Source organism: Sulfitobacter sp. 1A12157, from assembly GCF_043557345.1.
In the GTDB taxonomy this organism is placed as follows: domain Bacteria; phylum Pseudomonadota; class Alphaproteobacteria; order Rhodobacterales; family Rhodobacteraceae; genus Sulfitobacter.
Window position 1 is genome coordinate 160,483 of the sequence record NZ_JBIFFV010000009.1, and the last position, 25,991, is coordinate 186,473.

Annotated in this window: 22 protein-coding genes; 17 read left to right on the top strand and 5 right to left on the bottom strand. The window is 63.7% G+C overall.

The window, feature by feature from the left end:
- The first annotated feature begins 71 nt into the window (after positions 1-71).
- Positions 72-1,631, top strand: coding sequence for a phospholipase D-like domain-containing protein (locus ACGYLC_RS15405; protein WP_394423706.1), 1,560 nt, complete (start codon positions 72-74; stop codon positions 1,629-1,631).
- Between the two features lie 3 nt (positions 1,632-1,634).
- Here ACGYLC_RS15405 and ACGYLC_RS15410 read toward each other — a convergent pair whose 3' ends face one another.
- From ACGYLC_RS15410 to ACGYLC_RS15430, 5 genes are all read right to left on the bottom strand, one after another.
- Complete coding sequence (locus ACGYLC_RS15410) at positions 1,635-2,876, bottom strand: OpgC family protein (protein WP_394423708.1); 1,242 nt, start codon at positions 2,874-2,876, stop codon at positions 1,635-1,637.
- Positions 2,863-4,668, bottom strand: coding sequence for a glucans biosynthesis glucosyltransferase MdoH (mdoH, locus tag ACGYLC_RS15415; RefSeq protein WP_394423710.1), 1,806 nt, complete (start codon positions 4,666-4,668; stop codon positions 2,863-2,865). The genes ACGYLC_RS15410 and mdoH overlap by 14 nt, the downstream gene beginning before the upstream one ends.
- Positions 4,669-4,673: 5 nt before the next feature.
- On the bottom strand, positions 4,674-4,844 hold the full coding sequence (locus ACGYLC_RS15420; RefSeq protein WP_394400963.1) for a hypothetical protein: 171 nt from the start codon (positions 4,842-4,844) through the stop codon (positions 4,674-4,676).
- Positions 4,841-6,340, bottom strand: a complete 1,500-nt coding sequence (locus ACGYLC_RS15425; protein ID WP_394423711.1) for a glucan biosynthesis protein — start codon at positions 6,338-6,340, stop codon at positions 4,841-4,843. The genes ACGYLC_RS15420 and ACGYLC_RS15425 overlap by 4 nt, the downstream gene beginning before the upstream one ends.
- Before the next feature lie 351 nt (positions 6,341-6,691).
- A complete protein-coding gene (locus ACGYLC_RS15430; RefSeq protein WP_394423713.1) occupies positions 6,692-7,720 on the bottom strand; it encodes an Ldh family oxidoreductase in 1,029 nt (342 codons plus the stop codon).
- A 106-nt stretch (positions 7,721-7,826) separates the two neighbouring features.
- Here ACGYLC_RS15430 and ACGYLC_RS15435 point away from each other — a divergent pair, with 106 nt between their 5' ends.
- The 16 genes from ACGYLC_RS15435 to ACGYLC_RS15510 all read left to right on the top strand — a co-directional run bounded on the left by ACGYLC_RS15435 (position 7,827) and on the right by ACGYLC_RS15510 (position 25,951).
- The gene (locus ACGYLC_RS15435; RefSeq protein WP_394423715.1) at positions 7,827-9,344 is read left to right on the top strand and encodes an aldehyde dehydrogenase (NADP(+)); all 1,518 of its coding nucleotides are present in this window, start codon (positions 7,827-7,829) and stop codon (positions 9,342-9,344) included.
- Positions 9,345-9,589: 245 nt separating this feature from the next.
- Entirely contained in the window at positions 9,590-10,396 is an 807-nt protein-coding gene (locus ACGYLC_RS15440; RefSeq protein WP_067260893.1) for a transporter substrate-binding domain-containing protein, read from the top strand.
- A 59-nt stretch (positions 10,397-10,455) separates the two neighbouring features.
- Positions 10,456-11,121: an amino acid ABC transporter permease gene (locus ACGYLC_RS15445; RefSeq protein WP_067260891.1), complete on the top strand. Its 666-nt coding sequence runs from the start codon at positions 10,456-10,458 to the stop codon at positions 11,119-11,121.
- A 13-nt stretch (positions 11,122-11,134) separates the two neighbouring features.
- Positions 11,135-11,788 (top strand): amino acid ABC transporter permease, encoded by a 654-nt coding sequence (locus ACGYLC_RS15450; protein WP_120352372.1) that lies wholly within the window; start codon positions 11,135-11,137, stop codon positions 11,786-11,788.
- Positions 11,781-12,503, top strand: a complete 723-nt coding sequence (locus ACGYLC_RS15455; RefSeq protein WP_394423716.1) for an amino acid ABC transporter ATP-binding protein — start codon at positions 11,781-11,783, stop codon at positions 12,501-12,503. The genes ACGYLC_RS15450 and ACGYLC_RS15455 overlap by 8 nt, the downstream gene beginning before the upstream one ends.
- Positions 12,503-13,726, top strand: a complete 1,224-nt coding sequence (locus tag ACGYLC_RS15460; RefSeq protein ID WP_394423718.1) for an NAD(P)/FAD-dependent oxidoreductase — start codon at positions 12,503-12,505, stop codon at positions 13,724-13,726. Before ACGYLC_RS15455 ends, ACGYLC_RS15460 begins: the two co-directional genes overlap by 1 nt.
- Positions 13,727-13,734: 8 nt before the next feature.
- Positions 13,735-14,736: a 4-hydroxyproline epimerase gene (locus tag ACGYLC_RS15465; protein ID WP_394423720.1), complete on the top strand. Its 1,002-nt coding sequence runs from the start codon at positions 13,735-13,737 to the stop codon at positions 14,734-14,736.
- A 15-nt stretch (positions 14,737-14,751) separates the two neighbouring features.
- Positions 14,752-16,449, top strand: a complete 1,698-nt coding sequence (locus ACGYLC_RS15470) for an aconitase X (RefSeq protein ID WP_394423721.1) — start codon at positions 14,752-14,754, stop codon at positions 16,447-16,449.
- The gene (locus ACGYLC_RS15475; protein ID WP_394423723.1) at positions 16,442-17,473 is read left to right on the top strand and encodes a proline racemase family protein; all 1,032 of its coding nucleotides are present in this window, start codon (positions 16,442-16,444) and stop codon (positions 17,471-17,473) included. The genes ACGYLC_RS15470 and ACGYLC_RS15475 overlap by 8 nt, the downstream gene beginning before the upstream one ends.
- Positions 17,474-17,699: 226 nt before the next feature.
- Positions 17,700-18,707 (top strand): oligopeptide/dipeptide ABC transporter ATP-binding protein, encoded by a 1,008-nt coding sequence (locus ACGYLC_RS15480; RefSeq protein WP_394423725.1) that lies wholly within the window; start codon positions 17,700-17,702, stop codon positions 18,705-18,707.
- Between the two features lie 191 nt (positions 18,708-18,898).
- Complete coding sequence (locus ACGYLC_RS15485; RefSeq protein WP_394423727.1) at positions 18,899-19,957, top strand: LacI family DNA-binding transcriptional regulator; 1,059 nt, start codon at positions 18,899-18,901, stop codon at positions 19,955-19,957.
- Positions 19,954-21,249, top strand: a complete 1,296-nt coding sequence (gene xylA, locus ACGYLC_RS15490) for a xylose isomerase (RefSeq protein WP_394423729.1) — start codon at positions 19,954-19,956, stop codon at positions 21,247-21,249. The genes ACGYLC_RS15485 and xylA overlap by 4 nt, the downstream gene beginning before the upstream one ends.
- Before the next feature lie 22 nt (positions 21,250-21,271).
- Positions 21,272-22,327 carry a sugar phosphate isomerase/epimerase family protein gene (locus ACGYLC_RS15495; protein ID WP_394423730.1) on the top strand — a complete coding sequence of 352 codons (1,056 nt, stop codon included), beginning with the start codon at positions 21,272-21,274 and terminating at the stop codon, positions 22,325-22,327.
- Positions 22,327-23,463 (top strand): Gfo/Idh/MocA family oxidoreductase, encoded by a 1,137-nt coding sequence (locus ACGYLC_RS15500; RefSeq protein WP_394423732.1) that lies wholly within the window; start codon positions 22,327-22,329, stop codon positions 23,461-23,463. The genes ACGYLC_RS15495 and ACGYLC_RS15500 overlap by 1 nt, the downstream gene beginning before the upstream one ends.
- Positions 23,460-24,977, top strand: a complete 1,518-nt coding sequence (locus ACGYLC_RS15505; RefSeq protein ID WP_394423734.1) for a sugar ABC transporter ATP-binding protein — start codon at positions 23,460-23,462, stop codon at positions 24,975-24,977. The genes ACGYLC_RS15500 and ACGYLC_RS15505 overlap by 4 nt, the downstream gene beginning before the upstream one ends.
- A gap of 11 nt (positions 24,978-24,988) precedes the next feature.
- The gene (locus ACGYLC_RS15510; protein WP_394423736.1) at positions 24,989-25,951 is read left to right on the top strand and encodes an ABC transporter permease; all 963 of its coding nucleotides are present in this window, start codon (positions 24,989-24,991) and stop codon (positions 25,949-25,951) included.
- Positions 25,952-25,991 lie beyond the last annotated feature (40 nt).

The window sequence follows — 25,991 nt, forward strand, 5'->3', positions numbered from 1 at the left end:
TTGGGCATTGATGCAACTTCGCGCGGGAATGGGCGTTTAGCCCTGTAGGATCGAAGAGAGAGGGACAAAACGTGCAGGGCGATTTGGAACTGGCTAAGACGAACCACGCGCAAGCGGCCAACGGCCAAAGCCTGTTCAATGACAAAACCACATGGCGCATCGCCCGGGCCGATCGGTTCGGCCTCATCGTCGATGCTGCGGATTATTTCCGGGTCTTGCGTGAGATTTTCCTCGGGGCGCGGCAGCAGTTGATGCTGATCGGCTGGGATTTCGATTTCGAGCTTGAGATGCTGCCCGGCGAAAGTGACGAAGACGGCAATGCGCCCGATGGGTTTCCCAACCAGCTTGGCGCTTTTGTCGAGGCGGTGGTGGAGCGGAGGCCGGAACTGAATGTCTATCTGCTCAAATGGAATGGCGCCGTGCTGGCCGCGCCGGGGCGTCTGCTGCCCTCGCTGGCGCTGAGCCTTTTTGGCGGCGACCGGATTCACTTCGCGCTAGACGGCCACCACCCTTTTGGCGCTTGCCACCATCAAAAGATCGTCGTGGCCGACGATGCTCTGGCCTTTTGCGGCGGTATCGACGCGACCGAAGACCGCTGGGACACGCCTGACCACCTGCCGCACGACCCGCGCCGCCTGCGCAAGGATGGCACGCCGTCCGACCCTTGGCATGATGCGACCTCGGCCATGTCCGGCCCTGCCGCCACGGCTTTGGGTGAGCTTTCGCGTCGGCGTTGGTTCCGCGCCACGGGGGATGAGATCGCGCGGCCCGAAGATGCGCCGATGTCCGAATGGCCCCAAGACCTGCCGATTGATGCCGAAGGGGTTGAGGTGGGCATCGCCCGGACCGAGCCGCCTTTCGACGAAGAGCCGCTGATCAATGAGATCGAACGTCTCTATATCGCGGGGATCCAATCGGCGCGTGACTATATCTATATTGAATCGCAGTATTTCGCAGCCGCTTCGGTCTGCGATGCGCTTAAAGCCCGGTTGGCCGAAGAGGACGGGCCTGAGATCGTCATCATCAACCCGCGAGATGCGGAATCCCAGCTGGAAGATGACGCCATGCATGTGCTGCGTGAGCGGCTTGTGGAAGACCTGAAACGCGCCGATCACCAAAACCGCTTTCGCATCTATTTCCCCGTCACCGAGGAGGGGGAGCCGATCTATGTTCATGCGAAGATCATGATCATCGACGATCACCTTTTGCGCCTCGGCTCCAGCAACCTCAACAACCGCTCCATGGGGTTTGATACCGAATGCGATGTCGCGATCGAACGCCCCGCAAAGGTGATCGAAGGGTTCAGAACCCGGCTGATTGCCGAACACCTCGGCCTGTCGCCTGACCATGTGGCCGAGGTGATGGATGAAAAGAAGTCGATGATCGGCACCATCGAAACCCTCAATCGCAGGAAGGGCCGCGGTCTGCGGGCGGTGTTTCGGGGCAGCGAGACTGTCGTCGGTGGTTTTCTTGCAGATACCCGCCTGCTCGACCCGCGCTACCATCCGGGGGAGGCCACGACCACCGGGCGCGGCATCCGCCCACGTCACATGGCGCTGATCGCGGGCGGGCTGGGGCTTGCATGGCTGGCTTGGCGCAAATGGGGGCGGGGCGACGACCGGCGTTCGTAAAGGCTACGGGGCGGCTTCGGCGGTTGATGCTTCAAGCGGCGCGGGTGCGGGTTTGGGGTCAGCCGGTGCGTTTAGCACCCGCCGCGATGCCTCCGCAGCCCGCGCGATGGCGTAGAGCGCCAATGTGCCGGCGACCGGCAAGACCCAAGGCATCCACAGCGCCTTGGGCTGTGCCATCATCATGACCTGACAGACCAGTGCCAGAACGGTGCCGCTGGCAAAGATCAGCAGACCATGCCGACCGATCAGCCGCATAGGGCTGGCCATGGCATGGGCCGACAGGCGGGTAACGCTCTGCAATTGCGACAGGAAATATCCCAAGACCAAAATATGGATGAACCGCGGGGCGGAAAGATAGGTCTTGTCATGCGAGGTGATGTTGAAGGGCACGCCAGCCTCGCGCAGATGATGCATTTGCAGGTTCAGGAACTTGCCCAAACCCGGCACATAGCGCCATGCGAGAACGCCCAGCAGGACGGCGACAGAGAGCCAAAACAGAGCCTTCGACCGCGGGAAAAACCGATAGCCCTGCCGTTGACTCAGACCCACCAGCAGCCCGCAGACAAAGATCGCCTGCCATGCGAAAGGATTGAAGAACCAGCCGCCCGGGTTGGGGTAGTTCGGCAGGTTCAGCCGAAAGACACCGGTCAGCAACCAGAGCAACAGCGACAGCACAAGAAGCAGGCGCGGCCAACGCAGCCCCAGCATAATCGCCGCCGGGGCACAGATCAGCAGGACGGAATAGGCAGGCAGGATGTTCACATAGCCGAATTGATGCGTCAAAAGCGGAATGCCGATCACGCTTTGGGTGGGGTTTTGAAAGACCTGACGCATGTTGATCTTGGTCAGGAACGGGGCCTCTGCGGTGATCTGGAAGGCGGCGGCGAAGATGCCCAAGGCCACTGCCGAAAGAAGGATTTGCACCACATAGAGCGACCACGCCCGCCTCCACAGCGGTGCGATGGCGCGCCAAAGGCCGTGGCGCACCCGGTCTCGCGCGATGAAACGCGGTGTATAGGCCAAGCCCGCGGCGATACCGGACATAAGAAAGAACGCCTCCGCCGCGTCGGCGAAACCGAGGTTGCGGATGGTCAGCGTCTCATAGGGGTTGCCCGGCACGTGGTTGATGAAAATCATCACCAGCGCCAGCCCGCGAAACAGGTCGATGCGCGGATCGCGGGCGGATTTGGGAGCCGCGCCCACAGCCCGTGCCGCAGGCGACAGGCCGGTGTTAGGCAGTGGCATTGGTCAGCTCCGCCGTTTTGGGGTCTGGCATGAGATGTTCGTCATTCCACGTCAGCCGCCAGACATCGCAGATACTGTCGTATGCCGCGACAACATCGAGCGGCGCGGCATCCTCGGGCACGGCGAAAAGACTGCGGGGCAGGGGGCGAGAGGTCCAGGCGATGAGCAGCGGGGCCAGCAGCATCGGGACCGCCACGGGCAGCAGCCAAACGGTCAGATCGGGCGCGATCCACTGCACCGCCGCGATGATCGCCGCACCGATGAACACGATCCACCGGCCCGCCGCCCAGCCATCGGCCAAGCTCAACTGGCCCTCGTTGCGTTGGTTGGCGGGCCAGCCGCCGTCTTGGCCCGAGAGGACCTGCATCACCGCGCGGCTATGATAGAGCAGCATCAAAGGGGCCAGAAGCGTGGTCAGCACGATCTCGGTCAGCACCGACAGCGCCATCCGCAGAGCGCGGCCAAAGTCGCGCGCTCGGTCGGTCAGAAGCGCATGGATCAGGATCAGCAGCTTTGGCACCACAAGCAGTCCCAATACTCCCAAGGCCAGCAGCGTGATCTCGCGCGTGCTGGTATCGGGGAAGACGGGGAAAAGCTGGTAGGGGCCGGGGAAATACTCAGGCGGCGGCGCATAGAGCGTGCTGACCGCCGAGGTGATCAGGAAGGCCGCCCAGAGAAGCGAGACGACATAGGCGGTCACGTTCTGCAAAAAGACAAAGCGGCTCCACCCCGCCAAGCCGGGCGCAAAGATCAGCCGCGCATGTTGCAGGTTGCCTTGGCACCAGCGCCGCTCGCGCCGCGCGAAGGAGAGGACGTTCTCGGGGCCCTCCTCAAAGGAGCCGCCCAAAGTTTCATCCACTTCTACCTTCCAACCGGCGCGGGCGAGCAAGGCCGCTTCGACATAATCGTGACTCAGGATATGACCGCCCAAGGGCGGCGGGCCGGAAAGCTCGGGCAGGCCACAGCTTTCGGCAAAGGCGCGCACACGGATAATCGCGTTATGGCCCCAAAACGGCCCCGTCGCCCCTTGCATCCGGGCAAGGCTGCGGGTGAAAATCGGCCCGTGGAACCACGCGGCGAACTGCAGGGCGCGGCCAAAGAATGACCGCGCGCCGATGATCTTGGGCAGGGTCTGCAAAAGCCCCAGCTGCGGATCGGCCTGCATCCGGGCGATCATGGCGCGGATCGTCTCGCCCTCCATCAGGCTGTCGGCGTCGAGGATCACCGCAAAGTCATAGGCTGCGCCATGGCTGCGAATGAACTCTTCGATATTGCCCGCCTTGCGGCCCGCATTGTCCTGCCGTCTGCGGTAGAAAATGCGGCCTTGGCCCTCGGTCTCCCGCAGCAGGCGGGCGAAGGCAAATTGCTCTTTCCCGGCCAGCGCATCATCGCGGGTGTCCGACAGAACGACGAAATCCGCCGTAACCCCGGCTCGGGCGACGGAACGGTCGATGGCGGCGATGCGGGCGAAGGTGGTGAGCGGGTCTTCGTTGCAGATCGGCACCGCGATCACCGTGCGCGGCTGGGGTGCCTCAAGCGCGGGGCGGGGCGGCGTTGATCTGCCGCCGAAGAGCCCGATCAGCGCCAGCGACGCCCCCCAGGCCAGCCAAGCGGTGGTGGCGAAAACGAGCAGGGCGCGGAGGCCATCCCAGCCGCTGAAGCCGTTCCGCGCCGCGGCCTCGGCCAAAAGGGCCGAGGCAAGCGCCGCACACCCGAGTGACAACATCAGGGCGACCGCCCGTGCAAAACGGGTCGGGCCATCCGCCGCGATCTGCCTGTGCTGGGGTGTCATGGTGCTCAGGCCTTACGCCGCAGCAGAAATTCCCGCGCAAGGTCGGCCAGCCCGGCCAGATGGCCGCGCCGTTCCAAGCTTTGCCTTGGCATCGCAAGCGGGGCGGCGGGCGGCATCCAATTCTCGGCCTCGCCAGCCATTGCGGAAGTGGGGGTTGTCGCGTCTTGAAGGGTCATGCGTTGATCCATTGGTACACCCATGTCTCTGTCAGATTGCGGTCATATCCCGATAGAACTGCCTTGATCTCGACGATGGCGTCAGGCTCGGCGCGCAGTTCCAACACCAGCCGCCATTCGTTTCTGCCATCCACCCGGCTCAGGATCGCCTCCACGATCTCGCCGTTCTGTGCGCTGGTGACGGGTTCGAGCTTGGCGTCGCTTGGCATGTCGCTGAGCTGCCCGCCGGCGAAGTCGATGACGAATTTGCGGGCCTCGGTGTCTGCCTCAACACCCGCCACCCCGCCATGGCCCGCGCGCAGCCGCACCACGCGGCCAAGGGTCTGCGGTGTTGCGCCCGGCGGGGTCATCCCCCAATGCATGCGGTAGCCATAAGCCAGTTCATCGCCCGCACGGGTCTCCCCTTCGGGGATCCAATAGGCCACGATGTTGTCATTGCCCTCCAAATCCGAAGGTATCTCGACCAGCCGCAGTGTGCCTTTGCCCCAATCACCCATGGGTTCGATCATCAGCGAGGGGCGGCGTTCGTAATGGGCCTGCGCGTCGAGGTAATGCTCAAAGTCCCGGTTGCGCTGCGCCAGCCCGAAAGACCGCGGGCTTTGCGCCCCGAAATAAGAACTCGCCAAACGCGGCGGATTGTTCAGCGGGCGGCAGAGGGTGGTGTCCTTGCCTGTGTTCAGCACCAAGACTTCGCTGTCATGCACCGCGGGGCGGAAATCGTCGAAATTGCCTTTGTCCGCGCCATTGTGCAAAAACATCGAGGTCAGCGGCGCAATGCCAAGCTGTTTGATGTCTTCGCGCAGAAAGAGCCGCATGGTGACGTCGACGGTGGTATCTTCGCCCGGTGTGATCACGAATTGATAGGCCCCGGTCACCGAGGGGCTGTCGAGCGCGGCATAGATCGTGGCACTGTCGTCGCCCGGTTCGGGGCGGCGCAGCCAAACCTCGCGGAAGCGGGGGAATTCCTCGCCTTCGGGCAGGCCGGTGTTGACGGCCAAACCCCGCGCGCTCAGCCCATAGAGCGTGTCCTTGCCCAAGGCGCGGAAATAGCTCGCCCCTTGGAAGACGATCAATTCATCGAAGATATCGGGACGGTTGAGCGGGGTGTGCAGTCGGAAACCGGCGACGCCCGGCATCCCGGCATTGGGGGGGACCGACTTGGCGAGTTCTCCGTCGTCATACTCGAAATCGGCGGTGGTAAAGCCCATCGGCTCCACCGCGTCGCCCCGGACTTCGTTGATCTTCACCGCTTCCTTGAACAGCCAGCCGGGGTGGAAGGCGTGCAGCCTGAAGGCCACGCCTTTTTCCTGCCAACGGGCCTGCTCGGGCCGGAACCGTATGCGTTGGTAGGCGTCGTAATCAAGATCGGCTAGAAAGCCTTCGACGGGCTTCGGCGCGGCATAGGATGTCTGCGCCAACTGCCGCATGTCTTCGACGAGTTTGTCGAAGGTGAAAGAGGCGTCAGGCACCTCTTGCGCATGGCTGTACTGCGGCATCAGGGCAGCGGCAAAGGACGCGGCAGAGAGGGTTAGAAACTGACGTCGCTTCAGGTTGTCGGGTCGCAGATTATTAGGTCGTGCGGGTCGGGAATTCGGCAAAACAATACCTCGGGAGACACGTTAAGAGTGTGCAATTTTCCCCTATCTAATCTTTTCGCGCGTGCTGGAAACTTGATTTTACAACTTTCAGCGGAATGCTGCAGAGCAGCGCGGAAAACCGCCGATGGCCGCGCCGTGCAGATGGGCCTGCACAAAATTTTGCCTTGAATTCCGTGGGATCGCCGCTTTTTTGTGACAATCGCCTTTAGGGTGGGCGCGCCCCGACCCCGGGCCGGAGCGCGAAACGCATCAAACGGCGTCGAGCCCTTCTGCCAGCAAACGCTCAAGACTGCGCATCTCGGCATCCGTCAGGGGGATGCCCTCGGCCCGCGTCTTGGCCCGTGCCCTGAACCGGCGCTGCGAGGGCAGCCGCGCGCCTTGGTCGGTGATCGCGTCAAAGAGGGTTTCCGCCCGCGCGAAGGGATCGCCGGGGCGGTCTGCGGCAAACGCCTTGGGGTCGAAGGCGATGATCAATTCGCCATGGGCGGGCGCGAGGGTGAGCGCGCCCAAGGCATCGCGCGCTTCAGGGCTGGTCAGGTCACCGATCATCACCCCGGCGAGCAATTCGATCATGGTCGAGATGGCCGAGCCCTTGTGGCCGCCGAAGGGCAGCATGGCCCCGGCGAGGGCGGTTTCGGGGTCGGTTGTCGGGCTGCCATCGGGGGCGATGGCCCAGCCTTCGGGCAGGGGCGTGCCCGCGCGGCGGTGCAATTCGATCTCCCCCCGCGCGGCGACGCTGGTGGCGAAATCGAAAACGTAAGGGTTGCCCGCTTCCCGGGGCCAGCCAAAGGCGAAGGGGTTGGTTCCCATCAAGGGGTCGCTGCCGCCAGAAGGGGCGACGCTGGCATAGCTGGGGCACATGGCCATGGCGGCAAGGCCCATGTCGGTCAGCGCCTCGATCTCGGGCCAGAGGGCGGCGAAATGGGTGCAATCGTTGATCACCATGGCGGCGATCCCGGTGGTGCGGCACCGCTCGGCCAGCACCGGCGCGCCCGCCTCGAAAGCGGCATTGGAGAACCCGCCGCCCGCGTTCACGCGCACCACGGCGCTGTCGTCATGATGCACCCGTGGCACGGCGTCGGGCACCACCTTGCCCGCCTTGATCGTGCGCAGGCAGCCTTCGATCCGGTAGATGCCGTGGGATTTGCAGGCATCGCCTTCGCCCGCGACGATCACCCGCGCGAGCGCGCCGGCATTCAGCGCCGACAGGCCCGCGCCTTGGAAAATCCGAATGACCATCACGGTCAGGTCGTCATGGGAGAGGGTTGTGTCGGCCATCTGAAACCTCGCGGGGCTTGGGTTGCATTCATGCATACATCATGTATGCAATGACGGAGAGACGCAAGCTGACACCGGGCCGCGGCCCGCATGAAAGGATAGTTGGATGGCCTTTACCCCTCATGGCAAACACATGATCGCTGGCGAATGGATCGCCACGGATGACCGCTTTAGCTCCAGCCCGGCCCATGGGCCTGCGCGTGACTTTTCGGTCGGTACGGTGGAATTGGTCGATCAAGCCTGCGAAGCCGCCGAAGCGGCGTTTTGGGACTATGGCTATTCCAGCCGGTCGACCCGCGCCAAATTCCTCAATGCCATCGCCGATGAGATCGACGCCCGCGGGGCCGAGATCACCGAGATCGGCAGCCAAGAAAGCGGTCTGCCCGAAGCGCGACTCGAAGGGGAGCGGGGCCGGACCGTGGGCCAGCTCCGCCTTTTCGCGGCGCATATCGAAAAGGGCGACTACCTCGACCGCCGTTTCGATGCCGCCATGCCCGAACGCCAGCCCGCCCCGCGCCCGGCGATCACCATGCTGCAACGCCCCATCGGGCCCGTGGCCGTCTTTGGCGCGTCGAACTTCCCGCTGGCCTTTTCGGTCGCAGGCGGTGACACGGCGGCGGCGTTGGCGGCAGGCTGTCCGGTCGTCGTCAAAGGCCACTCCGCCCATCCCGGCACCGGAGAGATCGTGGCCGAAGCGATCCATGCGGCGGTAGAAAGCTGCGGCATGCCGCGCGGGGTCTTCTCGCTGATCCAAGGCGGCAACCGCGCCGTGGGGCAGGCCGTGGTACAGCATCCGCGGATCAAGGCCGTGGGCTTTACCGGCTCGCTGGCCGGGGGACGTGCGCTTTTTGACCTCTGCGCCGCGCGGCCAGAGCCGATCCCCTTCTTTGGCGAGTTGGGCTCGGTCAACCCGATGTTCATGCTGCCCGCCGCGATGGCGGCGCGGGCCGAAGAGCTTGGCAAGGGCTGGGCGGCATCGCTGACCATGGGCGCGGGCCAGTTCTGCACCAATCCCGGCATCGCTGTGGTGATCGACGGGCCGGGCGCCGATGCCTTCGTGCAAAACGCGGCCGCGGCGCTGCAAGACGTGGCCCCGCAGGTCATGCTGACGGACGGCATTGCAAAGGCCTATTGCGCGGGCCGGGACAAGTTCAAATCCTCGCCAAGCCTGCGCCAGGTGCATCTGGCCGACAGCGAAGGCCGCACCGCCGCGCCGGCCCTGTTCGAAACCACGGGCGACGCGTTCAGGGCCAATCCCGCGCTGCATGAAGAGGTCTTTGGCCCTCTCGGATTGGTGGTGCGGGTCTCTTCGCTGGAAGAGATGCGCGCGCTGGCTTTGGAATTGGACGGGCAATTGACCATCACCCTGCATATGGATGAGGCGGATGTCGACGCCGCGCGCGACCTTATGCCGGTGCTGGAACGCAAGGCGGGCCGCCTTTTGGCCAACGGTTTCCCGACAGGGGTCGAGGTGGTGGATTCCATGGTGCATGGCGGGCCGTATCCGGCCAGTACCAACTTCGGCGCGACCAGCGTGGGCACCCTGTCGATCCGCCGTTTCCTGCGGCCCGTGTCCTATCAGAACCTGCCCGAGGCGCTGCTGCCGAAAGACGCGGCGGACTAATCCAAGATCGCAGAAGCCGGGCCGCGCGCCCGGCTTTTCTGTATTTGTTTGGCCGAGGGGAGGAGCCCGATCGGCTGTTCTTTCGCGACCATGCTGGCAAGGCTGTGATGCAACAGAAATATGTCGACATGCCGGTAAAAGTTAAAAATACATATTGTATTTTAAATGAAGACATTGTTCCTTCATACCACCCCGCACCCCGTCGGGAGAGAGTCGGGGGCGACCAACCTAAGAGGGAGATACCTATGAAATTCACGCAACTCGCCGGGAGCCTCGTGGCTGCGACCGTGATCGGCACAGCCGCTCAGGCCGACAAACTGGACGACATCATTTCTTCGGGCACGCTGCGCTGCGCCGTGGTGCTGGACTTCCCGCCCATGGGCTCGCGCGATGACAGCAACACGCCCGTCGGCTTTGACGTGGACTATTGCAACGATCTGGCCGCCGCTCTCGGTGTCGAAGCCGAGATCGTGGAGACGCCCTTTCCCGACCGTATCCCCGCCCTCGTCTCGGGCCGTGCGGATGTGGGTGTCGCCTCCACTTCCGACACGCTGGAACGTGCCAAGACAGTTGGTTTCTCGGTGCCCTATTTCGCCTTCACCAATGTCGTGCTGACCCGCGAAGACGCGGGTGTCGACAGTTTCGAAAGCCTTAAAGGCAAGACCGTGGGCTCCGTCGCGGGCACGTTCGAGGCCATCGCGCTGGAAGAGCAGGTGGACGCATGGGACGAGGGCAGCTTTCGTTCTTACCAAAGCCAAGCGGATGTCTTCCTGTCGCTGGCCCAAGGCCAGATCGACGCGACGGTTGTGACCTCCACCGTGGCCTCCTCCATCGTAGCGAGCGGTAAGTTCGACGGTCTGACCATCGCGGGCGATGCGCCCTTTGACGTGGACTATGTCGGTCTGATCGGCCTGCGTCAGGAATACGGTCTGCTGAACTATCTCGACCTCTTCGTGAACCAGCAGGTGCGCTCGGGCCGTTATCAGGAACTGTTCGACAAATGGGTCGGCGGCGAGGCGCCGGATCTGACCATCGCCAAAGCCTATCGCTGATACATGCGGGGGCCGCGACCTGCGGCCCCCCTGCCGATAACCGCTGATCGGAGCAAGAGATGGGCAACTATACCTTTCAATGGCGACAGGCCTTTCGCGCCTTACCAGAGATGCTGGAAGGCGCGCTGGTCACGCTGCAAATATCGATCCTGTCGATGCTCATCGGCATTGCCATCGCCGTGCTGCTGGCAGTGGGCCGGGATGCCAAATCGGCTTGGCTGCGCGCGCCTGCGACCGCTTGGGTCGAAGTGGCGCGCAACACGCCGGCGCTGTTTCAGATTTACATGGCGCATTTCGGGCTTGGGTCTTTCGGCATTTATCTCAGCCCCTATGCCGCGCTGCTGGCCGGGATCGCCTTTAACAACGCGGGCTACCTTTGCGAGACGTTCCGCGGCGCGATGCGTGCCATTCCGGGCACCCAGCTGCGCGCCGGGCGGTCACTGGGCATGGGGCAGGCCAAGGCGTTTCGCCTGATCATCCTGCCGCAGATGTTCCGCATCTCGTTCCTGCCGACGACGAACCAGATGATCTGGGCGATTTTGATGACCTCTTTGGGTGTCACGGTGGGGCTGAATTCGGATCTCGCCGGGGTGACGCAAGACCTCAATGCGCGCAGCTTCCGAACCTTTGAATTCTTCGCATTGGCGGCGGTGATCTACTACGTGATCGCCAAGACCGTGATGCTTGGCGCACGGCTGCTTGCAGCCCGCCTGTTTCGCTACTGAAGGAAGAGAATAGATGTTTGATACGGCTCTGACCTTCAACGACCTCATGTTCATGCTCAAAGGCGCAGGGGTGACGCTGTCGGTCACCGCCTTCGCGGTGGTGGGCGGCACGCTGCTGGGGGTGTTCTTCGGGGTGCTGCGCAGCCAGATCAGTCCATGGGCGGCGCTGCCGCTGACCTTCGTGCTGGATATCTTCCGCTCGGTCCCGCTGTTGATCCAACTGATCCTCGCCAACGCCTTTCAGGCCATCGCGGGCTGGGGGATTTCGCCCTTCGTGACCTCCTGCATCGTGCTGGCGCTTTATACCTCGGCCTATTGCACCGAAATCGTGCGCGGCGCGATCGAGGCGGTGCCTTCGGTCACCCGCCGTGCGGCGCGCTCGCTCGGCATGACGTGGGGGCAGGATCTTACGCAGATCGTCTTTCCCATGGCGCTGCGGGTTGGCCTGCCCAGTTGGATCGGCCTGACGCTTGGGGTGATGAAAGACAGCGCGCTGGTGATGTGGCTTGGCATCATCGAATTGCTGCGCGCCTCGCAAATTCTGGTGACACGCCTGCAAGAGCCGATGTTCATCCTGCTCGTGACCGGCGCGATCTACTTCGCGCTCAGTTTCCCCATTGCCCGGCTTGGCAGCCGCTTGGAAAAAAGGTGGCAAGAAAATGATTGAGATTGAAAACGTCCACAAATCCTTTGGTGCGCTTCAGGTGCTCAAGGGCATCGACCTGACCGTAGAAAAGGGCGAGGTCGTCTCGGTGATCGGCGGCTCGGGTTCGGGTAAATCGACGCTCTTGACCTGCATCAACGGGTTGGAGCCGATCGACAGTGGCCGCATCGTTGTCGACGGGACCGAGGTTCACGCCCGCGACACCGACCTGAACAAGCTGCGCCGCAAGATCGGCATCGTGTTCCAGCAGTTCAACGCCTTTCCGCATTTGACGGTGCTGGAGAATGTCACGCTGGCCCCGCGCAAGGTCAAAGGCATGGCCCGCAAGGCTGCCGAAGAGATCGCCGTGCAGCAGCTTTCGCATGTCGGTCTGGCCGACAAGCTCAATGTCTACCCCAGTCGCCTGTCGGGCGGGCAGCAGCAGCGGATGGCGATTGCGCGTGCATTGGCGATGTCGCCCGATTACATTCTCTTCGACGAGGTGACCTCGGCGCTCGACCCGCAACTGGTGGGCGAGGTGCTGGACACACTCAAACTGCTGGCAGATGAAGGGATGACGATGATCTGTGTCACTCATGAGATGAGTTTCGCACGCGATGTGTCGGACCGGGTGGCCTTCTTTCACAAGGGCGTCATGGCCGAGATCGGCGCGCCGGACCAGATCTTTGGTGATCCGCAGCAAGAAGAGACACGTCAATTCCTGTCGAGCGTGCGGTAATGAAGCAAACCCCGGTGACGGTCGTCGGCGCGGGCGTGGTGGGCCTTTCCATCGCGCTGGCGCTTCAGGCGCGCGGGCTGCCCGTGCGGGTGATCGACCGAGAAGGCCCGGCGGCGGGTGCCTCGGCGGGCAACGCCGGCGCCTTTGCCTTTACCGAGATCCTGCCGCTCGCCTCGCCCCGGATGATCCGGCAGGCGCCGAAATGGCTGCTTGATCCGCTGGGGCCGCTGTCGGTGCCGCCGCGCTATGCCGGGCGGATCGCCCCGTGGATGTGGCGGTTCTGGAAAGCAAGCTGGCCCGCGCAGCTGCGGGCCTCGACCGTGGCGCAGACGGCGCTGATGAAGCTTTCGCAAACCGCGCTCAACCCGCATCTGGAGCGGGCCGGTCTGGCTCATATGCTGCGGCACGACGGTCAGTTGCAGGTCTATGAAAGCGAGGCCGAGTTTCGCGCATCGCTCCTCGGATGGCAGGCCCGCCAAGAGGCGGGGATCGTCTTCACGCATCTCAAGGGCGATGAGATCGCAGCCTATCAACCCGGTCTCGCGCCGTCTTTCACTCACGCGACCTTCACGCCTGAATGGCAGTCGATCTCGGACCCGCGCGACTATGTTCTGGCGATGGCCGAGCGCTTCCGGGCAGGGGGCGGGGAGATCACCATCACCCGCGCCGAACGTCTCGTCGCAGGCGGGGTCGAGACCGCCGCTGGCAGGATGCCGGGCCGCGTGGTGCTGGCTGCGGGTGCGCATTCGCATCACCTCGCGCGGACCGCTGGCGCGAAAATCCCGCTGGAGACCGAGCGCGGCTATAACACGACCCTGCCCAGTGGTGCCTTCGACCTGAAGCGCCAGATCACTTTCGGCGGCCATGGCTTTGTCATCAGCAAGGTGGGCCATGGGCTGCGCGTCGGCGGGGCGGTGGAACTCGGCGGGCTCGACCTGCCGCCGAACTTTGCCCGCGCCGATGCGATGCTGAAAAAGGCCAACCGCTTTCTGCCGGGGCTCGATACCTCGGGCGGCACGCAGTGGATGGGTTTCCGCCCCTCGCTGCCCGACAGCCTGCCCGCCATCGGCGCGCTGCCGAACCGCCCGGATGTGTTCTGCGCCTTTGGCCACGGGCATCTGGGCCTTACCCAATCGGCGGGCACCGCCGCCATCATTGCGGACCTGATGACCGGTCAAGACCCCGGCATCGACCTGACCCCCTTCTCTCCCGCCCGTTTCTAGAGGCTGACATGACGCAACACACCTTTCCCTGTATCGACGGCCATACCTGCGGCAATCCGGTACGGCTCGTCACCGGCGGCGCGCCGCTGCTCAAGGGCGCGAACATGCTGGAAAAGCGCGCGCATTTTCTGGCCGATTACGACTGGATCCGCACCGGTCTGATGTTCGAGCCGCGCGGCCATGACCAGATGTCGGGCGCAATCCTTTATCCGCCGACGCGAAATGATTGCGACATCGCGGTGCTGTTCATTGAGACCTCGGGTTGCCTGCCGATGTGCGGCCACGGCACCATCGGCACCGTCACCATCGCGCTTGAAAATGGGCTGGTCACCCCCGCCACCCCCGGCCAATTGCGCCTTGAAACCCCTGCCGGGCGGGTCGATGTGACCTACCGGCAAGAGGGGCGTTTCGTCGAAGAGGTGCGGCTGACCAATGTCCCCGCCTTCCTCCACGCCGAAGGGCTGACGGCGGAGGTCGCGGGTTTGGGCGAAGTGGTGGTCGATGTGGCCTATGGCGGCAATTTCTACGCCATCGTCGAGCCGCAGAAGAACTTCCGCGATATGGCGGATTTCTCGGTTTCCGAACTGGTCGGCCTGAGCCCAAAGCTCCGTGCCGCGCTCAATGCGAAATATGAGTTCATCCACCCCGAACACCCCGCGATCAACGGGCTGAGCCATATCCTCTGGACCGGTGCCCCCCGCGCGGCGGAGGCGCACGCCCGCAACGCGGTTTTCTACGGTGACAAGGCGATCGACCGCTCGCCCTGCGGCACTGGCACCTCGGCGCGGATGGCGCAGCTGGCGGCCAAGGGAAAGCTGACCGTGGGCGATGATTTCGTGCATGAATCCATCATTGGCTCCATGTTCAAAGGCCGTGTCGAAGCGGCGGCAGAGGTGGCGGGCAGCCCCGCGATCATCCCCTCCATCGCCGGTTGGGCGCGGGTAACGGGCATTAACACCATCTTCATCGACGAGCGTGACCCCTTCGCGCACGGCTTTGTCGTCACCTGATTTAAGAGGCTCCCCATGGCGCAAATCATCGTTCCCGCCGCAGCCCAAGGGGCGGTGCTGGCTTCTTCCGAGGGGCTGAGTTTCTGGGGCGGTGTCGATCCGGCCACGGGCAAGGTCATCGACGCGCATCATCCGCTCTGCGGTCAGTCGCTGGCGGGGAAAATCCTGCTCATGCCCACCAGCCGCGGCTCCTGCACCGGCAGCGGCGTGCTGCTGGAACTGGCGTTGAACGGTCATGCCCCTGCGGCCCTCGTGTTTCGCGAGGCCGAAGATATCCTGACCCTGGGCGCGTTAATCGCGGGCAAGATGTTCGACAAGCCGCTCGCGGTGCTGCGCCTCGGGGCCGAGGATTACGACCTGCTCGCCAAATCCCGCAGCGCCCGGATCACGCCTGAGATGCTCAGCACCGATGACTGGGATCTGCCCCTGTCGGACAGGCCCGCCCGCGCCTTGCATCTCACTGCCGAGGATCAGGCGATGCTGGACGGGGCCGAGGGCAAGGCCGTGCAACTGGCGATGGAGATCACCTGCGCCATGGCGCGCGGGCAGGGGGCAGAGCGGCTGGTCGATGTGACGCGCGTGCATATCGACGGCTGCATCTACGCCAGCCCCGCCAACCTTCTCTTTGCCCAGACCATGGCCGATATGGGGTCACAGGTGCGCGTGCCGACCACGATGAACGCGATCTCGGTCGATCACGGCAATTGGCGCGATCAAGGCGTGCCGCCGGATTTCGGTCTGCCCGCCAGCCGTTTGGCCGATGCCTATGTCACCATGGGTGCCCGGCCCAGTTTCACCTGCGCGCCCTACCAACTCCCCGCCCCGCCCGAACGCGGCGAGTTCATCGCCTGGTCGGAGTCCAACGCGGTGATCTATGCCAATAGCGTGCTTGGCGCGCGGACGGTGAAACATCCCGATTTCCTCGACCTGTGCATCGCGCTTACCGCGCGCGCGCCGCTCTCCGGGGTCTATCTGCAGGAACATCGCGCCCCGCGCCGGGTGATCGACGTAGCGCTTCCCGCGCAATATGACGAGGCGATCTGGCCGATGCTGGGCTGGCTCGCAGGGCAGGCCGCCCCGGACCGGATCCCGCTTTTGCGCGGGCTGGAGGGGGCCGCCCCGAATGAGGACGATCTCAAAGCGCTCTGCGCGGCCTTTGGCACCACCTCCGCAGCGCCGATGCTGCATGTGGCGGGGATCACACCCGAGGCCGATTTGCCCCCTGTCGCGGGGGCCGATACGGTTCGCCTCACAGCCGATGACCTGCGCCGCGTTTGGCGGCAGTTCAACACCGGGGCCGCGAAGATCGACCTCGTGGCTTTTGGCAGCCCGCATTTCTCCCACGCCGAATGCCGCGCGCTCGACACCGCCCTCGCCGGGCGCAAGCGCCATGCCGACACGGCGGTCATCGTGACGCTGGGCCAAGACACGCTGCAAGCGGCGCAGGCAGACGGCACCGTGGCGCGGCTGGAGGCGGCGGGGGTGCAGGTGGTGCCCGACATTTGCTGGTGCTCCATTTCCGAGCCGGTCTTCCCGCCCTCGGCGAAGGTGCTGATGACCAACTCGGGCAAATACGCCCATTACGCCCCCGGCCTGTCGGGGAGGGCCGTGCGCTTTGGCAGTATCGCCGATTGTGTGGAGGCCGCCGTGACGGGGCAGGCGGGGGAAGCCTTACCGAGATGGCTGACCGAGGAGGAGACGAGGGATGCGTAGCAGCAAAACGGTTCATGTGATCTCGGCCCATGCCGAGGGGGAGGTGGGCGATGTGATCGTGGGCGGTGTCGCCCCGCCGCCGGGGGAGACGCTGTGGGAGCAGAGCCGCTGGATCGCGCGGGATGAGACCCTGCGCAACTTCGTGTTGAACGAGCCACGCGGCGGGGTGTTTCGTCATGTGAACCTGCTGGTCCCGCCGAAAGACCCCCGCGCCGATGCGGCTTTTATCATCATGGAGCCGGAAGACACGCCGCCGATGTCCGGCTCCAACTCGATTTGCGTCTCGACCGTGCTGCTCGACGGGGGCATCTTGCCGATGACGGAACCTGTGACGGATCTAACCCTCGAAGCGCCGGGCGGGCTGGTGAAGGTCCGCGCCGAATGTCGCAATGGCAAGGCCGAGCGTATTTTCGTGCAGAACCTGCCAAGCTTCGCAGCCCGGTTGAATGTGCCGCTTGAGGTCGAAGGGCTGGGCACGCTCACCGTCGATACCGCTTATGGTGGCGACAGTTTCGTCGTCGTCGATGCCGCCGCCATGGGGTTTTCGCTAGAGGCGCATGAGGCCCATGACATCGCGCGGCTTGGCGTGCGGATCACCGATGCGGCCAATGCGGCGATGCGGTTTGACCACCCTGAGAACCCTGATTGGCAGCATTTCTCTTTCTGCCTGTTCGCCGGTCCGGTGACCCGCGATGAGACCGGCCTGCGCGCCGGGGCGGCGGTGGCGATCCAGCCCGGCAAGGTGGACCGCTCCCCCACTGGCACAGCGCTTTGCGCGCGGATGGCCCTGCTGCACGCGCGGGGGGAAATGGGGCTGGAGGACAGTCTGACCACCGTATCGCTGATCGGGTCGACCTTCACAGGGCGTATCTTGGGCGAGACGCGGGTGGGCGAACATGCGGCAATCCTGCCGGAACTGTCAGGCCGGGGCTGGGTCACGGGCATCCATCAACATATGCTTGACCCCGATGACCCTTGGCCGGGCGGTTACCGCCTGTCCGACACTTGGGGCGCGCGCGGCTAGGCGCGCTCAACGCAGGGTCGAACCCCGCCGCCCGGGGCAGACCGGGGGCGGGGGGGCACTCTTCACAACCTCGCGCCGCCTCGGCGCGAAGCCGCCGTCATTGGCTGCCGCGAGGCAACATCTTGCATGTGCTCTTCGTTTTCGATTGCCGCGTGATGCCGCCCCTGGCCCCCTTCGGCGGTGCCCGCGCCCGCGCCTGCCACCGTCCCATCGCGGAGCTCACCGCATGAGCCCGCTGCTTTCCGTCCGCGACCTGCACGTCAAATTCCCGATCACCCGCGCGGGCGACATGCCTTGGACCAAGCCACGCATCCTGCATGCGGTCAACGGGGTCAGCTTCGATCTCGAGCCCGGCAAGACCCTCGGCGTGGTCGGCGAATCCGGCTGCGGCAAGTTTACCCTTGCGCGCGGGCTGATCCAGATGGTGCCGGCCGAGGGGCAGGTCATATGGCAGGGCGAGACCGATCTTCTGTCGCTCTCCCCGCGCCGGATGAAACCCTACCGCTCCGAAATTAAGATGGTGTTTCAAGATCCGCTCGCCTCGCTCAACCCGCGTATGACGCTGGGGCAAATCATCGCCGAGCCGCTGAAGACCCACCGCCCCGACGTCCCCGCCCGCGAGCGCCGCGCCCGGGTGGTGCAGATAATGGAACGCGTGGGCCTGCTGCCGCAGATGATCAACCGCTACCCGCATGAGTTCTCCGGCGGCCAGTGCCAGCGCATCGGCATCGCGCGGGCGCTGATCGTGGAGCCGAAGCTGCTGATCTGCGACGAGCCGGTCTCGGCGCTCGATGTCTCGATTCAGGCGCAGGTGATCGAACTTCTGAAAGAGTTGCAGCGCGATTTGGGGCTGGCGATGATCTTCATCGCCCATGACCTCAGCGTGGTGAAGAACATCTCGGACGAGGTCATGGTGCTCTATCTGGGCCGGGTGATGGAAAAGGCACCGAAGGCGCTTCTCTACGACGATCCGCAGCATCCCTATACGCAGGCACTGCTTTCCGCCGTGCCGATCCCCGATCCCGTGGCCGAGCGCGCCAAGCGGATCCTGCCGATGTCGGGCGACATGCCCTCGCCGATAAACCCGCCCTCAGGCTGTGTCTTCCGCGGCCGCTGCCCGCGGGCGCAGGCGGATTGCGCACAGATCGTGCCTCAGCCGGGCCAGTCGCTGCATCAGGTCGCTTGCATTCACCCCGGCCCATTGCACGCCAGCGAGATGGCAGCCACGCGGTAAGTCACGTGGACAGACCGGCTTAAAAACATAAGTTTATCAGTTGGTTGGCTGCGGATGGTGTCCCCCGCTTGCCTGTGCCATAGCCTATAAATGATATACGTCTATCAAAAATGATTGACGTATATCAAAATATCCCCCTAGATAGGCCCGAGATGCGCAGGCTGGGAGGGCCAGCGCGTGGGGGAGGGGCCATGACAAGTCCGACGTTGAGCGATGTCGCACGCGCGGCTGGGGTGAGCTATGCCACCGCGGACCGGGTGATCAACAACCGCGGCAACGTGGCGGAAAAGTCCATTGCCAAGGTGCGCGAAGCGGTCGCGGCGCTTGGCTATGTGCGCAATGTCGCGGCGGCGAACCTGTCACGCGGGCGGATCTATCGGCTCGCTTTCCTGATCCCCCGTGGCTCCAACGCCTTTTTCAACCGCATCCGTGAACACATCGAACATACCGCCGCCCATCAGGCCACCGAACGCGTCACCGCCGAGGTGATCGAGGTCGCGGCCTTTGCGGTCGAAGGGCTGCAAGACAGCATCTCGGACCTGCTGGAACGGGATTTCGACGGTGTCGCCATCGTCGGCCTGCAAAGCGCGGCGCTTGAGGCACCCTTGGCCGCCCTGCGGGACAAGGGGGTGGCCGTGGTGGGCCTCGTCTCCGACCTGCCGCAGGTCGCCCGCGCCGCCTATATCGGGATCGACAACATCGCCGCCGGGCGCACGGCGGGGCGTATGGTAGGGCTTGCCCATGGCGGGCAGGGCGGGTGTGTGCAGACCTTTGCAGGCTCGCTGGATGCGCGCGACCACGCAGAGCGTCTGACCGGCTTTCGCGACGTGTTGCAGGCCGATTTTCCGCAGGTTGAATTGCTGGATCCGATCATGACGAAGGACGACGCAGAGGTGCTGAACGCGCAGACGCGTCAGGCGCTCGGTCTGAAAGAGCTGACCGCGCTTTACAATGTGGGCGCGGGCAACAGCGGGTTGATCGCCGCGCTGCAAGAGGGGCAGGGAGAGCGGCCCTTCTGCGTGGTGCATGAACTGGTGGCGCATTCACGTCAGGCGCTGCTTGATCGGCATATCGATCTGGTGATTGACCAGCGCCCGGATGTCGAGATCAACCGCGCCTTCACCGTCTTGCGCGCTTTGATCGACCAAAAGGATTTGCCGCCGATGCCGGACCTCGTGCCGACGATTTATGTGCGGGACAATCTGCCCGCCGACACATTGACCGACAGGATGAAGGCCGAAGATAGATGACTGATTTCTTTAAAGATATTAAGCCCCTGACCTATGATCCCGAGGGGGCCGATCTGGCCTTTCGCCACTACAACCCCGACGAGGTCGTCATGGGCAAGCGGATGGAGGATCACCTGCGTTTCGCCGTGGCCTATTGGCATTCCTTCGCATGGCCGGGCGGCGATCCCTTTGGCGGGCAGACATTCGAGCGCCCGTGGTTCGGTGACACGATGGACCTGGCAAAGCTCAAGGCCGATGTGGCCTTCGAGATGTTCGATCTGCTGAACGCGCCCTTCTTCTGCTGGCACGATGCCGACATCCGCCCCGAGGGGGACACATTTGCCGAAAGCCTGCGCAATTTCGAAGAGATCATCGATTATCTCGGCACCAAGATGGAAGGCTCCAAAACCAGGCTGCTTTGGGGCACGGCGAACCTTTTTGGCCACCGGCGCTTCATGTCGGGCGCGGCCACCAACCCCGACCCTGAGATCTTTGCTTGGTCCGCCGCCACGGTCAAAGCCTGCATGGATGCGACCCATAAGCTGGGCGGTCAGAACTACGTTCTCTGGGGCGGGCGCGAAGGCTATGAGACCCTGCTCAACACCGACCTGAAACGCGAACGCCAGCAGGCCGGGCGCTTCTTGCAGATGGCGGTGGAATACAAACACAAGATCGGCTTCGAGGGCGCCATTCTGGTGGAGCCCAAGCCGCAGGAGCCGACCAAACATCAGTATGATTTCGACGTGGCCACGGTCTATGGTTTCCTCAAGGAATTCGGGCTGGAGAACGACGTTCAGATGAACATCGAACAGGGCCATGCGATCCTTGCGGGCCATTCGTTCGAACATGAACTGGCGCTGGCCGCGTCCTTGGGGATTTTTGGCTCGATTGACATGAACCGCAACGACTATCAATCGGGCTGGGACACGGATCAATTTCCCAACAACGTGCCCGAAGTGGCGCTGGCCTATTACGAGGTGCTCAAAGCAGGTGGTTTCACCACCGGCGGCACCAATTTCGACGCCAAGCTGCGGCGGCAATCGCTTGACCCCATCGATCTCGTTGCGGCCCATGCGGGTGCGATGGATGTCTGCGCGCGGGGCTTCAAAGCCGCCGCCGCCATGCTTGAGGATGGCACGATCGAGGCCATGCGCGCCGAGCGCTACGCGGGGTGGGAGACGCCCAAGGCCAAGGCGATGCTGGAGGGGGATCTGGCCTCAATCGCCGCGCAGGTCGTCCATGACGGTATCAACCCGCAGCCCCGCTCGGGCCGGCAGGAAATTCTGGAGAACATCGTGAACCGGTTCGTTTGAGCCGGGGAAAGGGAGGAACATCATGAAGACGATCAAGGGACCGGCACTGTTTCTGGCGCAATTCGCGGGCGATGACGCGCCTTTCAACTCTTGGGACAGCATCACCAAATGGGCCGCCGATTGTGGCTACAAAGGCGTGCAAGTGCCCAGTTGGGACGCGCGGCTGATCGACTTGGCCAAGGCCGCGTCGAGCAAGGATTACTGCGACGTGTTCAAGGGCAAGGCGGTCGAAAACGGCGTGGAGGTGACCGAGCTTTCGACCCATCTCCAAGGCCAGTTGGTCGCCGTGCATCCGGCCTATGACACGGCCTTTGACGGCTTCGCCGTCGAAGAAGTGCGCGGCAATCCCAAGGCGCGGCAGGAATGGGCGGTCGAGCAGGTGAAACTCGCGCTTTCGGCGTCGAAAAACATGGGGATCGGGGCGCATGCGACCTTCTCGGGCGCTCTGGCTTGGCCCTATGTCTACCCCTGGCCGCAGCGCCCGGCGGGGCTGATCGAGACGGCCTTTGACGAACTCGCCGCGCGTTGGCTGCCGATCTTGAACCACGCCGAAGACTGCGGTGTCGATGTCTGCTATGAGATCCACCCCGGCGAAGACCTGCATGACGGCATCACCTATGAGATGTTTTTGGAGCGCACGGGCAATCACGCGCGGGCCAACATGCTCTATGATCCCAGTCACTACGTCCTGCAATGCCTTGATTACCTTGATAACATCGACATCTACAAAGACCGGATCAAGATGTTCCACGTCAAGGATGCCGAGTTCAACCCGACGGGCCGTCAGGGGGTCTATTCAGGCTATCAAAGCTGGACAGACCGCGCCGGGCGGTTCCGGTCGCTGGGCGACGGGCAGGTTGATTTCGGCGCTGTCTTTTCCAAAATGGCGGCGAATGATTTCGATGGCTGGGCCGTGGTGGAATGGGAATGCTGCCTCAAGCACCCCGAAGACGGCGCGCGCGAGGGGGCGCAATTCGTCTCCGATCACATCATTCGCGTGACCGACAAAGCCTTTGACGATTTCGCCGATGGCGGCACCGATGAGGCAGCAAACCGCAAGATGCTGGGGATCGACTGATGGCACGTATTCGACTTGGCATGGTGGGCGGCGGCAATGACGCCTTTATCGGCGGGGTGCACCGCATCGCCTCGCGCATCGACGACCGGTTTGATCTGGTGGCAGGCGCGCTCTCTTCGACCCCCGAGAAATCCGCCGCCAGTGCAGAGGCTTTGGGCATCCCGCGCTCCTACGGCAGTTTCGAAGAGATGGCCGAGGCCGAAGCTGCCCGCGAAGACGGGATCGAGGCGGTCTCGATCGTCACGCCCAACCACGTTCATGCCGCTGCCGCGAAGGCCTTCTTGGCCAAGGGCATCCATGTGATCTGCGACAAGCCCCTGACCTCCACGCTGGAGGATGCGGAGGCGTTGGCGGCCAGCGTCGCTGAGGCCGAGGCACTCTTCATCCTCACCCATAATTACACCGGCTATCCGATGATCCGCCAAGCGCGGGCCATGGTGGCGGCAGGTGATCTGGGCGAGATCCGCATCGTTCAGGCGGAATATCCGCAGGACTGGCTAACTGCCCCGGCGGAGAACGAAGGCGTCAAACAGGCCGAGTGGCGCACCGATCCCGCACGCTCGGGCGCGGGCGGCTCGGTGGGTGATATCGGCACCCATGCCCATAACCTCGCCTGTTTTGTCAGCGGTCTGGAGGTCGAAAGCCTTGCCGCCGATCTGCAATGCTGGGGCGCGGGGCGCAAGCTGGATGACAACGCCCATATGATGCTGCGGTTCGCCGGTGGCGCGCGCGGCATGCTGTGGTCAAGCCAAGTGGCCCCGGGCAATGAGAACGCGCTGAAGCTGCGTATCTATGGCGACAAGGGCGGCTTGGAATGGTCGCAAGAGGATCCCAACTACCTGTGGTTCACCCCCTTGGGAGAGCCGAAGCGCCTGATCACACGCAACGGGGCAGGGGCGTCTGAGGCGTCGCAAGCGGTAAGCCGCATTCCCGGCGGCCACCCCGAAGGGTACCTCGAAGGGTTCGCCACGATCTATAACGAGGCCGCCGATGCGATCCGCGCCGTGCAGGGCGGGGCGCGCCGCGAAAGCGCCATGGGCGTGCTGCCGGACATCACGGCGGGCATGGCGGGGATGCGTTTCATCACCGCCTGTGTCACGTCCTCGGCCAATGATGCGGCGTGGACCAAGCTATGAGTGCCACCCCCGTTCTTGCCCTGCGCGACGTGAGCAAAAGCTTCGGCTCGATCGAAGTGCTGCACGGCGTGACCCTCGCGCTGGAGCCGGGGACCGTGCATGCGCTGATCGGTGAGAACGGGGCGGGCAAATCGACGACGATGAAGATCATGGCGGGCTATCAACTGCCCACGAAAGGCGCCGTCGAACTCGACGGTGCGACCACCCGTTTCGACAGTTTGCACGAGGGCGAGATGGCCGGGATCGTGATGATCCACCAAGAATTCAACTTGGCCGAACAGCTCACCGTTGAGCAGAACATCTTTCTGGGCCGCGAGTTGAAACGCGGGCCGCTGCTCGACAAGGCCGAGATGCGGCGGCGCACGCGCGACTATCTTGACCGGGTGGCCTGCAATGTCTCTCCGGATGCGCTGGTCTCGCGCCTGTCGAACTCCGACAAGCAGATGGTCGAGATCGCCAAGGCCCTGTCGCGCGATGCGCGGGTGTTGATCATGGACGAGCCGACCGCGGTACTGACAAAACGGGAGACCGATGTGCTGTTCAAACAGGTCGCGGCCCTGCGCGCGGCGGGAACGGCGGTCTTGTTCACCTCGCATAAATTGGACGAGGTGGCCAAGATCTCGGACCATGTCACCATCATGCGCGATGGCGCGGTGGTGCAATCCAGCCCGACCTCTGAGATCACCGAAGACGAAATGGCCACCGCCATGGTGGGCCGCGATGTCTCCGACCTCTACCCCGCCAAACCCGGCGTGGACCGCAGCGCGCCAGAGGTGCTCTGGGTCGAAAACCTCAGCGTGCCGGGCTTTGCCAGCGATGTGTCTTTTTCGCTGCGACAGGGGGAGATCCTCGGGCTCGGCGGGCTCATCGGCTCTGGCCGGACCGAGGTGATGGAGGGTCTGGCCGCGCTGCGCCCGGCAAACGCCGAGCGTGTCACGCTTTTTGGCGAGCCGGTGCAGTTCAAGAAGCCGAGCGATGCGCAACAGGCCGGGCTGTGCTATCTGACCGAAGACCGCAAGCTGCGCGGGTTGCTGCTGGACCGCGGCATGCGTGAGAACCTGACCCTGCAAAACCTGCATAAATTCGGCGGTTTCCTGATCGACCGCAGCGCAGAGGAAAACGCTCTGACGGAAGCCATTAGCGCGTTCGACATTCGCGCAGGCAGCCGTGACGTGCGCGTCGGCAATATGTCGGGCGGCAACCAGCAAAAACTGTTGCTGGCCAAGATCATGCTCTCTGAGCCGCGCATCCTGATCGTCGATGAACCCACTCGCGGCATCGACATCGGCACCAAGCAGCAAATCTATGCCTTCCTGCGCAAATTGGCCGATCAAGGCCACGCCATTATCGTGATCACCTCCGAGATGCCCGAACTCATCGGGCTTGCCGACCGCGTGATGGTCATGCGTTTGGGCGAGGTCAGCGGCACGCTGAACGCGGGCGAGATCACAGAAGACGCGATTGTCCGCCTCTCCATGGGGCTGAGCGCCGAACAAATGCCGATGACGGGTTAAGGAAACCGAAGATGACAGATGTAACCACAGCTCACACCAAAAGCTTCCGCCTGCCGTCGATGTCTGTCCTCGGGCCGATCATCGCGCTGATCGTTCTGGTGGTGATCGGCACGGCGCTGAATTCCAACTTCCTGAGTGCTGCGAATATCACCAACGTGCTCGCCCGTTCGGCCTTTATCGGGATCATCGCGGTGGGCATGACCTTTGTCATCACCGCCGGGGGGCTTGACCTGTCGGTGGGGTCGATGGCGGCCTTCATCGCGGGGCTGATGATCTTGGTGATGAACGCCGCTTTGCCGAGCCTTGGTGTCGGCGTGCCGATCATCCTGTTGGGCATGTTCACGGCCATCGTGGCGGGGCTGCTGGCGGGGCTGTTGAACGGCTTTTTGATCACCGCGCTTGGTATTGAGGCCTTCATCGTCACGCTTGGCTCCATGGGCATTTACCGCTCGCTGGTGACGTGGCTGGCGGATGGCGGCACCCTGTCGCTCGATTTCGGTCTGCGCAGTTTTTACCGGCCCGTCTATTTCGACGGCATCCTCGGGATCAGCTGGCCGATCATCGTTTTCGCGCTGGTGGTCATCATTGGTGAGATCATCATGTCGCGCAGCGTCTATGGCCGCCACTGCGCCGCCACCGGGTCGAACGAACATGTGGCGCATTATTCCAATGTGAACGTCAATCGCACCCGTCTGATCTCCTATGCCGCCTTGGGTATTTTGGTGGGCATCGCGACGATCATGTATGTACCGCGCCTCGGCTCGGCCTCGGCCTCGACCGGGGTGCTCTGGGAGTTGGAGGCGATTGCCGCCGTCATCATCGGCGGCACCGTGCTGAAGGGTGGTTTCGGTCGGGTCTGGGGCACCGTCATCGGCGTGCTGATCCTCAGCCTGATCGGCAATATCCTGAACCTCACCGATTTCGTGTCGCCCTATCTGGGGTCGTTTGCGGGAGGGGGCGGAATCCTACGCTAAGGCTTTGGCCAACGATATTCACCGGTGAGATTGATGTGCT

What these genes read in the sequence shown, in the direction of transcription:
- ACGYLC_RS15455 (WP_394423716.1), top strand. Translation starts at nt 11,781, where the DNA reads ATGATTGAGATTGAAAACGTCCACAAATCCTTTGGTGCGCTTCAGGTG.
- ACGYLC_RS15480 (WP_394423725.1), top strand. Translation starts at nt 17,700, where the DNA reads ATGAGCCCGCTGCTTTCCGTCCGCGACCTGCACGTCAAATTCCCGATC.
- ACGYLC_RS15485 (WP_394423727.1), top strand. Translation starts at nt 18,899, where the DNA reads ATGACAAGTCCGACGTTGAGCGATGTCGCACGCGCGGCTGGGGTGAGC.
- ACGYLC_RS15505 (WP_394423734.1), top strand. Translation starts at nt 23,460, where the DNA reads ATGAGTGCCACCCCCGTTCTTGCCCTGCGCGACGTGAGCAAAAGCTTC.
- ACGYLC_RS15510 (WP_394423736.1), top strand. Translation starts at nt 24,989, where the DNA reads ATGACAGATGTAACCACAGCTCACACCAAAAGCTTCCGCCTGCCGTCG.
- ACGYLC_RS15470 (WP_394423721.1), top strand. Translation starts at nt 14,752, where the DNA reads ATGGCGCAAATCATCGTTCCCGCCGCAGCCCAAGGGGCGGTGCTGGCT.
- ACGYLC_RS15465 (WP_394423720.1), top strand. Translation starts at nt 13,735, where the DNA reads ATGACGCAACACACCTTTCCCTGTATCGACGGCCATACCTGCGGCAAT.
- mdoH (WP_394423710.1), bottom strand. Translation starts at nt 4,668, where the DNA reads ATGACACCCCAGCACAGGCAGATCGCGGCGGATGGCCCGACCCGTTTT.
- ACGYLC_RS15435 (WP_394423715.1), top strand. Translation starts at nt 7,827, where the DNA reads ATGGCCTTTACCCCTCATGGCAAACACATGATCGCTGGCGAATGGATC.
- ACGYLC_RS15460 (WP_394423718.1), top strand. Translation starts at nt 12,503, where the DNA reads ATGAAGCAAACCCCGGTGACGGTCGTCGGCGCGGGCGTGGTGGGCCTT.
- ACGYLC_RS15425 (WP_394423711.1), bottom strand. Translation starts at nt 6,340, where the DNA reads ATGCCGCAGTACAGCCATGCGCAAGAGGTGCCTGACGCCTCTTTCACC.
- ACGYLC_RS15495 (WP_394423730.1), top strand. Translation starts at nt 21,272, where the DNA reads ATGAAGACGATCAAGGGACCGGCACTGTTTCTGGCGCAATTCGCGGGC.
- xylA (WP_394423729.1), top strand. Translation starts at nt 19,954, where the DNA reads ATGACTGATTTCTTTAAAGATATTAAGCCCCTGACCTATGATCCCGAG.
- ACGYLC_RS15500 (WP_394423732.1), top strand. Translation starts at nt 22,327, where the DNA reads ATGGCACGTATTCGACTTGGCATGGTGGGCGGCGGCAATGACGCCTTT.
- ACGYLC_RS15445 (WP_067260891.1), top strand. Translation starts at nt 10,456, where the DNA reads ATGGGCAACTATACCTTTCAATGGCGACAGGCCTTTCGCGCCTTACCA.
- ACGYLC_RS15475 (WP_394423723.1), top strand. Translation starts at nt 16,442, where the DNA reads ATGCGTAGCAGCAAAACGGTTCATGTGATCTCGGCCCATGCCGAGGGG.
- ACGYLC_RS15440 (WP_067260893.1), top strand. Translation starts at nt 9,590, where the DNA reads ATGAAATTCACGCAACTCGCCGGGAGCCTCGTGGCTGCGACCGTGATC.
- ACGYLC_RS15450 (WP_120352372.1), top strand. Translation starts at nt 11,135, where the DNA reads ATGTTTGATACGGCTCTGACCTTCAACGACCTCATGTTCATGCTCAAA.
- ACGYLC_RS15410 (WP_394423708.1), bottom strand. Translation starts at nt 2,876, where the DNA reads ATGCCACTGCCTAACACCGGCCTGTCGCCTGCGGCACGGGCTGTGGGC.
- ACGYLC_RS15430 (WP_394423713.1), bottom strand. Translation starts at nt 7,720, where the DNA reads ATGGCCGACACAACCCTCTCCCATGACGACCTGACCGTGATGGTCATT.
- ACGYLC_RS15420 (WP_394400963.1), bottom strand. Translation starts at nt 4,844, where the DNA reads ATGACCCTTCAAGACGCGACAACCCCCACTTCCGCAATGGCTGGCGAG.